Origin of the sequence: Sulfurimonas paralvinellae (assembly GCF_014905135.1) — a bacterium.
Classification (GTDB): domain Bacteria; phylum Campylobacterota; class Campylobacteria; order Campylobacterales; family Sulfurimonadaceae; genus Sulfurimonas; species Sulfurimonas paralvinellae.
This window is the reverse complement of sequence record NZ_CP041406.1, coordinates 1,581,344-1,594,487: the sequence shown is the minus strand read 5'-3', so window position 1 is coordinate 1,594,487 and position 13,144 is coordinate 1,581,344. Positions and strand designations below refer to the sequence as shown.

Here is a 13,144-nt window from a genome sequence, read left to right as displayed (position 1 = left end):
TAACTTTAAATTAAAGACATGGAGTGTTCGCAATAAACTATAAGTGCATATATTGAGAAGTGTATTTTGAATTAAGAAGAGAGTTGGAGTAGAAGTGGTGACACCCAAAAGAGGGAGTCTGTAAAACCTTATTTTAGGTTTTCAAAAGGTGCTGTTACAACTTTTTTACGTGTTACAGTGTACGGAACGAATGCCGCTGCACGTGCACGTTTGATAACAGTAGAGATCATGTCTTGGTGACGTTTACAGTTACCTGTTAAACGACGTGGCATGATTTTATATCTCTCTGAAAGTGAAAAACGTAGGTTTGCTACATCTTTATAATCCATGAAGTCAACTTTTGCTTCACAATATTTACAGTATCTTTTTTTGTATTTTCTTTTTTCTGACATGTTATTACCTTTGTATCTATTTATTTTCTAAAATGGAATTTCATCTTCATCAATATCAATTACTGGAACATCGGCAGGACTTGGCATTGTACGGCTTTGTTCCTGTGCCGGTGATGGCTGTTGATAACTTTGTTGTTGCTGTTGCTGCTGTGCCGGTTGTCCATAGCTTTGTTGCTGCTGTGGTGCCTGATAGCTTTGCGGTTGCCCTTGTGCAGGTGCTGCATAATCTGCTCCACCGTTACTTGCCGGTGCATTGTATCCACCGCCTTGAGAGTCACTGCGTGAGTCAAGCATCTGCATAGTCTCAACGATTACAGAGTGTTTTGATCTTTTTTGTCCATTTTGGTCAACCCATTGTTCAAAGTTTAATCTTCCCTCTACAAGGATTTTACTTCCTTTGCGAAGGTATTGGTTGGCAACTTCGGCACTTCTTCCGAAGAAAGTGATGTCTACAAAACAGACTTCCTCTTTTTTCTCACCATTGCTAGTGAATTTACGGCTTGTAGCGATAGCACTTTTTGCGATGCCCATGCCGCTTTGAGAATATCTGAGTTCGATATCACGCGTTAGGTTTCCAACTAAAATTATTTTATTGAACATAAGTTTTCCTTCTTTTTATAGCGTTTGCTATTACTCAGCTGCTGCTTCAGTTGCCGGAGCTTCTTCAGCTTTAGGAGCTTCCTCTGCAGGAGTCTCTTCTTTTGCCGGAGCTGCTGCTGCTTTTTTCGCTTTTTCAACAAGCCCGTTCCATGCAGTTACTTCACGATTTGTAGTATATTTAATAGTTACAAAACGAAGAAGGTCCTCGTTGATACGGAAACGTCTTTCGATCTCTGCAATAGCTGCAGGTGCAACTGAGTAGTAGATTACTTGGTAATAACCACGTTCGTTTTTATCAATTGGGTATGCAAGTTTTCTCATTCCCATTGCATCTTCAGCAGCGATTTCGCCACCGTTAGAAGTTATAATATCTTCAACATTTTTTATAGCTGCTTGAATCTCTTCAGCAGTTAATGTAGGTTTTACGATTACTAGGTTTTCGTAGTTTCTCATATAGTATGATCTCCTCTTGGTATTGCCATTGACTGGCTTCATGTTTCCCTTTCGGATCTAAATATAGTCTCAATTGTGAGATTACAAAGAGAAAGGAACGCGCAATTATACTAAAATTATCTTAAAATAAGCACATGAAAAATTGTTATAAATTTTTATGACATAGTGTCATGAAATTATTTATTTAATATATTTAGGATATAGTTTCACAAATTTACAAAAAGTTTCAAGATGGCAAAAAGAAAAAAAAGTAAAAAAAAGCAAAGTAGTTCTAAAGTACTAATGTACACAGCATGGGCACTTGCCCTTGTTGCTTTGGTGCTCAGTTCGATTCTTATCGGTTATTATTTCGGGTACAGCAGTGCCGAAGAAAAAACGGTAAAAACTGTAACAAAAGAGAAAGTCCGTAAACTCCCTTCAAAATCACAACCCAAAAAAACAAATGTAAAAAAACAGCTTGAAGAGGTGCTGAAAAAAGAGTCAAAAACCTACAACTCCGCTGCCCATGAGATAGAGAGTGAAGCATTGGCAAATCCGCCAAAGGTACCGCTTACAAAACCAAAGCTCTATGCTGCAAAACCAAAATTGGCGATTATCATCGATGATGTACAGACGGCCTCTCAGGTACGTGCTATTAAAAGTGTCGGTATTCCATTGACAATGTCTTTTTTGCCTCCTCGTGCAGCACGTCCAAACTCGGCAAAATTGGCGGCTCACGAGAAGTTTTATATGGTTCACCTTCCGATGGAAGCGATGCACTTCAGTAAAGAAGAACCGTATACACTGCGTGTAAGAGAGTCGCAGCAGGAGATACTTCAAAGAGTTGCCGATATCAAAAAACTTTTTCCAAAGGTTGCTTACATTAACAACCATACGGGAAGTAAGTTTACTTCTAATGAAGTTGCAATGAACAGATTGATATTTGCACTCAATAAATATCATATCCATTTTATTGACTCACGCACGACTGCACAAACACAGGCTCCTAAAGTTATGAAAAATTTTGGCTTGAAATATGTTGCACGTGATGTTTTTTTGGATCATCATATGGATAAACCATATGTTTTAGGACAGATCAAAAAAGCTATAGCGGTTGCAAAAGCACACGGAACTGCCATTGCAATAGGACATCCTCATAAAAATACACTTGAAGCACTGTATGAATCGAAAAAGCTTTTTGCCAAAGATGTTGATCTCGTACTTGTCAATAAGATCTACTAGAAGTTTACGATGCAAAGGATAGATTTTCATATAGATGCACTTGAATCTATGAAAAAATATCCCAAAGAACTTTTCTGTATCGGCAATACTGATCTTTTAGACAATAAAAAAGTATCTATTGTCGGCTCACGCAAGCCAAATCAGTATGTGCGTGAGATGACACATCTTTTGGCAGGAAAACTTGCAAAGCAAGGAGTTGTGGTTGTGAGTGGCGGTGCTATCGGTGTCGATGCCATTGCACATAAAGCGGCAGGGGCTAAAAATACCATCATGGTCGCTGCGACCGGTTTAGATAAGCGTTATCCCGCCATCAATAGAAATCTTATCTGTGATATTGAAAAAGAGGGTTTGATTATGAGCCAGTTTCCTTCAAAAACACCCTCGAACAGATATAATTTCGTCTTGAGAAATGAAGTGGTCGTAGCTCTTGGCGATGTGTTGGTTGTTACCTATGCGGATATTGACTCAGGAACGATGCGCAGTGTGGAGTATGCTATGAAAATGGGCAAAAAAATCTATGTTCTGCCGCATAGAATATCTGAGAGTCAAGGTACTAATCTTTTGCTTGAAGAGGGCAAGGCAGAAGCAATCTATAATCTTGAAGCTTTATAGATAAATTTACCTGCGTGAGTCAAGAAGCAAAGCAAGAGAGTGATGATTTTTTATCTTTTTGTGCAAAAAATCCAAGCTATGAAGAAGCATTGAAAAAGTTTTCAAATAGAGTTTTTGAAGCTGAACTCAGCGGTGAGATAGTTGTTAAAAATGGAAGGGTTACAGTATCAACATAACGTCGCCGTAAGAGTAGAAACGATACTTCTCTTTTATAGCTTCCTCATAAAGCTCTTTTGTTTTTTGCAGTCCTACAAAAGATGCTACGAGCATTAAAAGTGTTGATTTTGGCAGGTGGAAATTTGTAAGCAGATGATTGACACGGCTAGGTCTGTTCTTTGGATGTAAAAAGAGGTTGGCTTCTCCCGCTTGTACCTTGCCATGCTTTTCATAGAATTCTACAGTACGCGTTGATGTCGTTCCCACGCAGAGAATTGGCACAGTAGAGTCAAGCAGCTCTTTGGCTTCATCAGAAATGGCATAATATTCTGCGTGCATGGGATGTTCTGTTATTACTTCGGCTTCAACAGGTTTGAATGTTCCGCTGCCGACATGCAAGGTAACATAGGCGTGTCTGAAGTTTTTGCATATTCGCTCGTGTTGCTCCTGCGTGAAGTGCAGTGAGGCTGTCGGTGCGGCTACGGCACCTTCTTCATTGGCAAAAACACTCTGGTACTCATTTGCATCTTCTTCATTGTCTTCTCTGTTTATGTAAGGAGGCAGTGGAATATGGCCTATTTTATCGATGACAGGCAGAATCTCTTCAAAGCGTAACAGTGTGCCGTTTCTATAAAAGTTAACAATACGGCTGCCATCCTCACGCAGCTCCTTTACCTCTGCATCAAGAGCTTCACCGAAGTGCAGTTTTGTCCCTTCTTTTACTTTTCCCCGGATATAGACATTGACATCATGTGCATTGAGTGCTCTGTTAATGAGCAGTTCTACTTTCCCACCGCTTGTTTTGTGCCCAAAAAGTCTCGCTTTGATAACCTTGGTATCATTAAAGATAAGTGCACACTCTTTTGGAAGATATTTTTCAAGCTCATAAAAGTAAGTGTGTGTGATGGAGTTTGAAGCTCTATTATAGACTAATAGTTTAGCATGGTCACGAGGATGTGCAGGATGTGTGGCTATGAGTTCATCCGGAAGGATGAAATCATAGCTCTGCGTGAGGAGTTCTTTGTCTATGGACACGTCTTTAATCTTGTTTTGGCTCTTGTGATTCTTCAGCAATTGTCGCCGTGATTTCTTCACTCTCTTGTTCATCATCTATATCTTCATCTTCGTCATCTTCTTCCGGTTTTGCCGGATTGACCAGTTTTACAATGATGATAGAAATTCCGTAAAGAATGATCAACGGTCCTGCCATTAGCAGCTGCGTGAGGACATCAGGAGGTGTGAGCAGTGCTGCGACAATAAAAATAATGACGATGGCGTATTTAAAAAATGCTGTCATCTGTCTGTCATCAACGAGTCCGAGAAGTGCTAAGAAGTAAGCGAATATCGGCAGCTCAAAAGCCAGTCCGAAACCAAACATAATCTTTGTAAAAAATCCGACATAATCTTCGATATTGATGAGCGGTGTGAATTTAAAAGAACCGAATGTGATGAGAAAATCAAATCCGAATGGCGTTACAATGTAGTAGGCAAAAAGGACACCAACGATGAACATAGTCGTTCCACCGATGATGAAAGGAATGAGCATCTTCTTCTCATGTGCATAAAGTCCCGGTGCTATAAAAAGCCAGATTTGAGAAAGGATGATAGGCAGTGCCGCGACGATTGCCGCAAAGAAAGAGACTTTTAGTGCAACAAAAAAAGCGCCACCGACCTGAGAAGTCGTAACCATTCCGTTAGCTGCATTGACAGAGACCTTACCGACTTCAACAAGTGCATCATTGAGTGGTGCTACCATCCAGTTTAAAAGCGGTTCATGAAAATAAAACATTGCAAAAAACATTACAATGAGACTTGCAGCAGAGATGGCAAGCCTTTTTCTGAGTTCTACTAAGTGCGGTCGTAATTCATCAAACATCTGTATTTTCTTCTTTATCTTCTAATTTTTCTTCTGAAGGCTTACTTTTTTTCTTTTTCTTTTTTTTAAAAGTTACTTCCTGAGGCTCTTTTGGTGTTTTTTTAGCTTGTGGAGCGGCAACTTCTGCTGTCGGTTCGTCATCATTGAGAATATTGTCAATCTCAGCCCCAAGATTTGCATGGACATTTGTCGCTTTATGGACACTTTCACTTGCTTTTAAAAGCTCTTCTTTATATGCCAACGCTTCTTGTTTGATACCTGTAACATTCATCTCTTCTTCTAGTGAGTCTTTGACCGAGCCAATGGTGCTTTTAACACTTCTGAAAAATTTAGCAATTTCTATCATTGTACTTGGCAGTTTGTCTGGACCTAAAAAAAGAATTGCAATAACGGCGATGAGAAGTATCTCAGTAAACCCCATTCCAAACATAATTAGCCTTCATATTGGTTTTTAGTTCTGAATTTTATCCAAAGAATGATTAAATAATCTTCAAGAGGTTAAAAAGAGGGCAAGTTCATCTGCTAAAAGATAGTCTGGATTGTATAAAACTCCCTCACGCAGGAGCAGTTTCTTCTCATCAATCAAAACAGAGGCTCTAACTTTTTCTTCATCACTTAAAACCTCTTTTGAAACACCGATACAGGAGCGAAAACCTAAAAATATCTTTTCAAGTCTTGCATCCTCTTCACTGAGCGTTTCAACGCGCATCTTTATTGGATTGTTGATGTAGCATTCAATATCACAAGAGGGATAGAACCGTTCGTTATCTTTTTTGCCTACGGCACCGGCACCGGCACCAATATAATCTTTATATTTCCAATATCCAAGATTGTGTTTGGAACGGTACGAACCGAAATTACTGATCTCATACTGCTCAAATCTATGTTCTTGGATGTTTTGAAATATCCATTGTGTCAGATCCAAGTGCTCTTTTGCCATTTGCGGTTTTGTCTCAAAAGCAGTTCCTTCTTCAATAGTAAGCGCATAAGCGCTGAGATGGTTTATAGGGAGTGAAAAGGCCTCACGCAGATCATTTTCAAGCAGCTCTTTTGTGTCGCCGAGTGTTGCATAGATAAGATCAAGGGAGATATTTTCAAAACCGATCTCCCTTGCGTGAGTGATTGCCTCTTTTGCCATTTGCGGTGTGTGCGCACGATTGAGTAGTTTGAGTTTTGCTGCATTAAAACTCTGCACGCCAAAGCTGAGACGGTTGACTCCGAGATCTTTCATTCCCTGTTGCCACTCCCGTGTTGCGCTGTTTGGATTTGCCTCGCTTGTTATCTCTGCATCTTGCGTGAGATAAGGTCTGATAAGATCAAAGATAGGTTCATAGAGTTTGGGTGAAACGGTAGAAGGTGTTCCGCCTCCTATAAAAACCGTCTCGATGGAATTGTCTGTTGCTTCAAAGCGATCAAGTTCAAAAGAGAGCTGTTTATAAAGGGCCTGCATATAGCTGGATTTGAGATGAAATTTATCTACATAGGAATTAAAAGCACAGTAGGAGCATTTGGAGTCACAAAATGGAATATGAATATATAAAAGCATGGCAAAATTATAACAAGATAAACTTACTTTAATCGCATCTTTTGTATAATCGCGGTAATTTAAAATAGGTGTTGGTATGAGTAAAAATGACAAATATCGTCCTAATGTTGCGATGATAATTTTATCGGAGAACTATCCGGATAAAAAAGAGATATTTATCGCACAGCGTAACGATTTAACTGACATCTGGCAGTTTCCGCAGGGTGGAATTGATAAAGGTGAAGAGGTTAAAGAGGCTCTTTTTCGTGAGATGGAAGAGGAGATAGGTACGGATGCGGCTGAGATTGTGGCTGAGTATCCGGAGTGGATCAGTTATGATTTTCCGGACAAGATAGCGAAAAAAATGAAACCGTACAAAGGGCAGACACAGCGTTACTTTTTACTGAAACTTGGTAAAGATGCAAAGATAAATCTCGCTACGAAACATCCGGAGTTTATAAATTATAAGTTTGTAGATGTTGATAAGGTTCTTGATTTTACGGCACATTTTAAGAAGCCCGTGTATGAGACGGTGATAAATTATTTCAAAAAAGAGGGATTACTGTAGATGTTGATTGTTCAAAAATTCGGCGGGACAAGTGTCGGTGACCTGGAACGCATTCAAAACGTAGCCAATCGTGTGGCAGAGACAAAAAAAGCAGGCAATGATGTTGTGGTTGTCGTATCGGCCATGAGCGGTGAGACAAATAAGCTTGTAGGGTATGCGGAGCATTTTTCCGACAATCCTGCACGTGCTGAGATGGATATGCTGCTGAGCTCAGGAGAGCGCGTAACGGCTGCTTTACTCTCCATCGCACTTCAGGAGATGGGTTTTGATGCTGAAGCGATGACGGGAAGAAAAGCAGGTATTGTAACAGACAAGCACCATACAAAAGCACGTATCGAGGAGATCAATCCAAAAACAATGAAAAGTGCGCTTGATAAAGGCAAGATCATAGTTGTCGCAGGTTTTCAAGGTGTAAATACCAATGGTGATGTTACTACACTCGGCCGTGGCGGGAGTGATCTCTCAGCTGTTGCAATTGCCGGTGCACTAAAGGCTGATCTGTGTGAGATATATACCGATGTGACGGGAATCTTTACAACAGATCCGCGCATAGAACCAAAAGCAAAGAAGCTTGAGCGCATCTCGTATGATGAGATGCTGGAACTCGCAAGTCTCGGTGCAAAAGTACTGCAGAACCGTTCGGTAGAACTTGCAAAAAAACTCAATGTAAACTTAGTAACACGAAGCAGCTTCAGCGATGAAGAGGGAACATTAATCACAAAGGAAGAAAACATTATGGAAAAACCACTTGTCAGCGGAATCGCACTCGATAGAAACCAGGCTCGCATCTCTTTAATGGGTGTCAAAGACAGACCGGGAATTGCTTCTGATATTTTCAATGCATTGGCTGATGCTGAGGTCAATGTTGACATGATCATTCAAAACAAGGCGGTAGATGATACAACAAACATTGACTTTACTGTTCCTGTCGGTGATTTGCATGATGCTAAAATGGTTGTCGATACATTCGTTAAAAACGGAGAAGTAAAAGATGATTCATATAATGAAGATATCTGTAAGGTCTCTGTCGTGGGTGTCGGTATGAAGTCTCACGCAGGTGTTGCGGCACTCGCTTTTTCAACAATGGCAAAAGAGAATATCAATATAAATATGATCTCAACTTCTGAGATAAAAGTCTCAATGGTCATTGATGAAAAGTATGCAGAGCTTGCAGTACGCAGCCTGCATAATGCATACGAGTTAGATAAGTAAGTTATGGTACTCGATTTTGCCCAATGGAGTCTGGATGCTATTCGTGAAGAGGGCGGAAGCCTTTCATGGCTTGAAGAGTACCGCTTTGAGTGGTCCAAAACGACAGCCTTTGCACTTGAACAGATTTTAAACGGCAAAACAGTCATCCTGATCACGGATGAGAAGAGAAAATGGCTGGAACAGTATATAATCAGCTCTATAAATTCCATCTCTTTGGATCGTCCTCTTATTCCTATTATCAGTATAGACAGTGTCTATCCGCACTATAACAGTCTCAGTGGCGGTGAGATGATAGATATGCTCGATGATATGATATCGCTTTCTTATAAAGATGATTATTTCTTTTGGTATATCGGTAAAGGTGATGATAAACGCAGTGATATCGCCAAAAGAAAAGATGAGAGTTATTTTTGGATCTTTGATGAAGATTTCAACAATGCTTTTACGCTGAAATCTTATGATCCTGTTTTAGACATCAAACTTCTACAGCTCTACCGTCTTTTTGATGCTTCGTTAAGTGCAACGATGTTTGGAGAGGTCGATGCAGGCTCCTGATAAACTCAAAGGACATATCCTCATTGCATCAGAGATAGAGCAGGAGATTGAACGGCTGGAGAGTACGTTAAAACCATTGCGTGTCGTCTCTTTTTTCGAAGAGAATTTTAAGATTGAACATGCCAAACTTGTCACTGCCGAAGCGTACATCAGTGAATCTGAAACAAAGTACATCATCATAGCGGCAGTGGAATTTACGACAGTAGCGCAAAACTCTCTGCTCAAACTTCTCGAAGAACCACCAAAAAATATAGAATTTATCATCATCTCTCCAACAAAATCCAATCTTCTCCCAACGGTACGATCAAGACTGCCTATACTAAAAGTCGAGCAGACACACCAAAAAGAAGTTTTAGATATTCATCTTGCAAAGATTGATTATAAAGAGATATTTGATTTTTTAAAGGCAAATGCCCGTGTGTCAAAGAATGAAGCAAAAGGGCTTGTTGAAGCCCTTTACTATAGAGCAACAGTAGTTGATAAACTGATCTTGAGCGAGAGACAACTGGATAATTTCGATAAAGCTTACAGACTGCTTGATCTCAATGCCCGGGCACAGTCAGTCTTTGCAATGCTACTGATGAGTTTTACGGGAGAGAGAGGATGATTGTAGAGAAGCTCTCTTCAGAGATAGATATAAAGCAGTATCTTAAAAAGCTTGATGTGGACAACGGCGGTGTAAGCATATTGAGCGCAAAAGCAAAAGTGCACTTGATAGCTATTAAGGATCTGCATGTCGGCGCTGCGAATATTTTAAAACAGGATGCCCTTTCTGTCGGTGCAGATCTGGCAGTACCACGGGGAACGGTTGTAGCAAAAACACAAAGAGTGGACTGCCTTTTGATTGCAACGACAAAAGAGCTTGAAGTTCTCTCACGCAAAGAACTCGCTCAGCCATTTGGCCTTAAAGATCTGGCAAAACAGCTCAAAATCTATACACAGATACAAAAGCCTCACACGGCCAAAATTATGGGTGTTATCAATGCCAATGATGACAGCTTTTTTAGCAGCAGCAGGTTTCAAAGCAGTGATGCTATCAAGAAAATAGAAGCTATGATAGAAGAGGGTGCTGACATCATTGACATCGGAGGCGTCTCCTCTCGTCCCAATGCTCCTGTCGTTTCAGTAGAGGAAGAGCTCAAAAGGGTTCGTCCTGTCTGTGATCTGATTGCAGAGAAAAAGCTCTATGAATGTGTGGATTTCAGTATAGATTCGTATGAGCCTGCAGTTATTGAGTATGCTCTGCAACATGGTTTTCGCATCGTTAACGACATAACAGGCTTACAAAACGATGCAGTTTGTGAAGTAGTGGCAAAGTATAAAGCCCAAGTTGTTATTATGCATATGCAGGGAACGCCGCAGATGATGCAGAACGATCCTTACTACGAGGATGTATTGGATGAGGTTTACAGTTTTTTTCAAACGCGCATAGCAAAAGCGGAATCATTTGGTATCGAAGATATTGTACTTGATGTCGGCATAGGTTTTGGAAAAAGGCTTGAAGATAATTTGATGCTGCTGAAAAACCTGGAACATTTTCTCTCATTGCAAAAGCCGATTTTATTTGGTGCCTCACGCAAGTCAATGATTGATAAGATATTTCCTTCACCGGTCGAGAAGAGATTAGCCGGCACGCTGGCTCTGCATCTTGAAGCTTTTAGAAATGGTGCTTCTATTTTACGTGTGCATGATGTCTATGAACATGCACAGGCTTTAAGAGTACAAGAGACTCTTTTAAAACTCTAAAGCATTATTCCTCGGATAGTAAAAAATAGAAGTCCGGAGAGAATGGCAGCAGCCGGAACGGTAATGATCCATGCAGCGATGATTTTTTTGACAGCATCACGCTTGACATACTCTACTTTTTTCACTCTTTTTATATGCTTTTTAGCAGACTTTATAAGTTTTTCCTCTTTTTCTATGAGCGTGTAAAGTTCTACAATTCTTTTATACTCGGCTTCTTCTTTATCTGTTTTGTATTTTAATGATTTGAGTTCATCTTTATAGCTGTTGAGGATGTTCTTCTCATCTTCAATAAGTTCTCTGTCTTCTTCGATCGTGGTGGTTGTTTCTGTTAGCTGCAGCCATTCACGCAAGAATCCGACTCCAAAAACACCACCGATTGCGATATGTGTAGAACTGACAGGCAGACCAAGTTGTGAAGCGATAATAACAGTGATAGATGCTGCCATAGCGATGGAAAAAGCACGAATCTGATCGAGTTCAGTGATCTCGGAACCAACCGTTCGGATTAGCTTTGGACCATAGAGAGCCAGACCAAGTGCTATACCAAAAGCACCCACGCCCATAACCCACAGCGGGATACTTGCTTTTGAAGAGATACCGCCATTGACAACAGCATCATTGATTGCAGCGAGTGGACCGATGGCATTGGCAACATCATTGGCACCGTGAGCAAAACTTAAAAGTGCTGCTGCAAAGATGAGAGGGATGGTAAAGAGTGTATTTACTGACTCTTTTGAATTCTCCAACCCCTTATGGGATGATAATTTTCTTTTGAGAATAAAGTAGATGACTACACCGATAACAGCACCGATAATTAGCGCTGTTACAAAGGAAGGTTTTTTAGTTATTTCAAGAGAGATAAGAGGAATGGTGTTTACAATTTCAATGATCTGCGGCCATATCTTTTTAAGACCCTTGATTACAAGGTAAGTTATAAAAGCCCAGGACATCAAAGCAACAAAAATAGGAACATACTCTTTTGCGGCTTCTACTTTATTTTCTTTAAAAACAATACTTTTTTTAATGGCAAAAAGAAAAGCAGCGGCAATAAGACCACCTAAAAGAGGTGAGATAATCCATGAAGCGACAATTTTTGCCATTGTTGACCAGGAAACGATGCTAAAACCTGCAGCTGCAATTCCGGCACCCATCACACCACCGACAATAGAGTGTGTCGTTGATACAGGTGCTTTCATGGCTGTTGCGAAATTCAGCCAGAGTGCAGCAGCGAGGAGGGCCGCCATCATAGCCCATATAAAAGGGTCGGGATTGCCGCCAAAGGCTGCAATGTCAATAATGCCTTTTTTGATTGTCTTGACGACCTCGCCACCGGCAATGAGTGCTCCACCAGCTTCAAAAACAGCTGCTATGATGATTGCCATTGTCATGGTCATTGCACGGCTGCCAACAGCAGGGCCGACATTGTTGGCTACATCATTTGCACCGATGTTCATTGCCATATAAGCACCAATGAAAGCGGCAACGGCTAAAAACATATTGTCAGATATGCCGCCGCTGCTTAAAAAGGTATAGGTAAGAACGCCTATCATGAAAAATAGAGCAAGCCCTATCCGTGTAAAGTCAGTTCCGCTTTTTTTGAGTGCTTCTTTTTCAAGCTTGCTTATCGTTTCAATTTCCATTGTTACTCCATAGATAGGATGATGAAATTATAAGCTTTTATTGCTTGATATATGCTTTTATAATCTCTTGTCTCTCTAACGGTCTGTCGCCGCCTGAACGTCCCGTTGTCGCCACATTGTTGAGCTTCATCACTGTTTTCATCGAAGCATTGTCCACTACTTTTCCAAATATGGTATAGCCTCCGTTGAGCCAGGGTGCAGGAGCGGTTGTGATGAAAAATTGGCTGCCGTTGGTATTTGGTCCACGATTTGCCATAGCAAGTATGCCTGCTTTGTCAAAAACAAGATTTGGAGCAAATTCATCTTTAAACTCTTTGTGCCAGATGCTCTCACCGCCACGTCCTGTTTCTGTCGGATCGCCGCCTTGGATCATAAAGTTGTGGATAATTCTGTGAAATGCAATACCATTGTAGTAACCTTCTTTTACATGTGTTATAAAATTCTCAACTGCCAGAGGTGCAGTATCGGAAAAAAGTTCCAGCTCTATCTTTCCCTGTGTTGTTTCAAGTATAACGTGAGGATTCGTTTTGGCAAAGAGATTGACATTGAGTAGTAACAGAAAAGTAAAAAATAATTTTTGTAACATTG

General features: G+C 40.5%; 17 protein-coding genes. 8 read left to right on the top strand and 9 right to left on the bottom strand.

Going from position 1 to position 13,144, the window contains the following annotated elements:
* Positions 1 to 128: 128 nt before the first annotated feature.
* From rpsR to rpsF, 3 genes are read right to left on the bottom strand one after another with little or no spacing between them, the layout of a single operon-like run.
* A complete protein-coding gene (gene rpsR / locus FM071_RS08215; protein WP_193110523.1) occupies positions 129 to 392 on the bottom strand; it encodes a 30S ribosomal protein S18 in 264 nt (87 codons plus the stop codon).
* A gap of 27 nt (positions 393 to 419) precedes the next feature.
* Positions 420 to 992, bottom strand: a complete 573-nt coding sequence (locus FM071_RS08210; protein WP_193110522.1) for a single-stranded DNA-binding protein — start codon at positions 990 to 992, stop codon at positions 420 to 422.
* A 30-nt stretch (positions 993 to 1,022) separates the two neighbouring features.
* Entirely contained in the window at positions 1,023 to 1,445 is a 423-nt protein-coding gene (rpsF, locus tag FM071_RS08205) for a 30S ribosomal protein S6 (RefSeq protein ID WP_193110521.1), read from the bottom strand.
* A 231-nt stretch (positions 1,446 to 1,676) separates the two neighbouring features.
* On the opposite strand from rpsF, the gene FM071_RS08200 reads away from it, so the two are divergent.
* Genes FM071_RS08200 through FM071_RS10860 form a run of 3 tightly spaced genes read left to right on the top strand, consistent with a single transcriptional unit; the run spans position 1,677 to position 3,454 of the window.
* Positions 1,677 to 2,666, top strand: a complete 990-nt coding sequence (locus FM071_RS08200) for a divergent polysaccharide deacetylase family protein (protein ID WP_193110520.1) — start codon at positions 1,677 to 1,679, stop codon at positions 2,664 to 2,666.
* A 9-nt stretch (positions 2,667 to 2,675) separates the two neighbouring features.
* Entirely contained in the window at positions 2,676 to 3,278 is a 603-nt protein-coding gene (locus tag FM071_RS08195; protein ID WP_347402245.1) for a DNA-processing protein DprA, read from the top strand.
* Positions 3,279 to 3,292: 14 nt separating this feature from the next.
* The gene (locus FM071_RS10860; protein ID WP_347402244.1) at positions 3,293 to 3,454 is read left to right on the top strand and encodes a hypothetical protein; all 162 of its coding nucleotides are present in this window, start codon (positions 3,293 to 3,295) and stop codon (positions 3,452 to 3,454) included.
* Here FM071_RS10860 and queA read toward each other — a convergent pair.
* Genes queA through hemW form a run of 4 tightly spaced genes read right to left on the bottom strand, consistent with a single transcriptional unit; the run spans position 3,438 to position 6,856 of the window.
* Positions 3,438 to 4,508 carry a tRNA preQ1(34) S-adenosylmethionine ribosyltransferase-isomerase QueA gene (gene queA, locus FM071_RS08190; RefSeq protein ID WP_226960525.1) on the bottom strand — a complete coding sequence of 357 codons (1,071 nt, stop codon included), beginning with the start codon at positions 4,506 to 4,508 and terminating at the stop codon, positions 3,438 to 3,440. The genes FM071_RS10860 and queA overlap by 17 nt on opposite strands.
* A complete protein-coding gene (gene tatC, locus FM071_RS08185; protein WP_193110519.1) occupies positions 4,474 to 5,310 on the bottom strand; it encodes a twin-arginine translocase subunit TatC in 837 nt (278 codons plus the stop codon). The genes queA and tatC overlap by 35 nt, the downstream gene beginning before the upstream one ends.
* Positions 5,303 to 5,740, bottom strand: coding sequence for a Sec-independent protein translocase protein TatB (tatB, locus tag FM071_RS08180; RefSeq protein ID WP_193110518.1), 438 nt, complete (start codon positions 5,738 to 5,740; stop codon positions 5,303 to 5,305). Before tatB ends, tatC begins: the two co-directional genes overlap by 8 nt.
* Positions 5,741 to 5,800: 60 nt before the next feature.
* A complete protein-coding gene (hemW, locus tag FM071_RS08175) occupies positions 5,801 to 6,856 on the bottom strand; it encodes a radical SAM family heme chaperone HemW (RefSeq protein WP_193110517.1) in 1,056 nt (351 codons plus the stop codon).
* 76 nt (positions 6,857 to 6,932) lie between these two features.
* Between hemW and FM071_RS08170 the strand changes: the two genes are divergently transcribed.
* Genes FM071_RS08170 through folP form a run of 5 tightly spaced genes read left to right on the top strand, consistent with a single transcriptional unit; the run spans position 6,933 to position 10,916 of the window.
* Positions 6,933 to 7,403: an RNA pyrophosphohydrolase gene (locus FM071_RS08170; protein WP_193110516.1), complete on the top strand. Its 471-nt coding sequence runs from the start codon at positions 6,933 to 6,935 to the stop codon at positions 7,401 to 7,403.
* Positions 7,404 to 8,615 carry an aspartate kinase gene (locus tag FM071_RS08165; RefSeq protein ID WP_193110515.1) on the top strand — a complete coding sequence of 404 codons (1,212 nt, stop codon included), beginning with the start codon at positions 7,404 to 7,406 and terminating at the stop codon, positions 8,613 to 8,615. It begins immediately after the preceding gene.
* A gap of 3 nt (positions 8,616 to 8,618) precedes the next feature.
* A complete protein-coding gene (locus FM071_RS08160; protein WP_193110514.1) occupies positions 8,619 to 9,170 on the top strand; it encodes a HobA family DNA replication regulator in 552 nt (183 codons plus the stop codon).
* Entirely contained in the window at positions 9,157 to 9,777 is a 621-nt protein-coding gene (locus tag FM071_RS08155; protein WP_193110513.1) for a DNA polymerase III subunit delta', read from the top strand. The genes FM071_RS08160 and FM071_RS08155 overlap by 14 nt, the downstream gene beginning before the upstream one ends.
* A complete protein-coding gene (gene folP / locus FM071_RS08150) occupies positions 9,774 to 10,916 on the top strand; it encodes a dihydropteroate synthase (protein WP_193110512.1) in 1,143 nt (380 codons plus the stop codon). Before FM071_RS08155 ends, folP begins: the two co-directional genes overlap by 4 nt.
* On the opposite strand, the gene FM071_RS08145 is transcribed toward folP, so the two are convergent.
* On the bottom strand, positions 10,913 to 12,556 hold the full coding sequence (locus FM071_RS08145) for an inorganic phosphate transporter (protein ID WP_193110511.1): 1,644 nt from the start codon (positions 12,554 to 12,556) through the stop codon (positions 10,913 to 10,915). The genes folP and FM071_RS08145 overlap by 4 nt on opposite strands.
* A 37-nt stretch (positions 12,557 to 12,593) precedes the next feature.
* Positions 12,594 to 13,142, bottom strand: a complete 549-nt coding sequence (locus FM071_RS08140) for a peptidylprolyl isomerase (RefSeq protein WP_193110510.1) — start codon at positions 13,140 to 13,142, stop codon at positions 12,594 to 12,596.
* Positions 13,143 to 13,144: the final 2 nt, after the last annotated feature.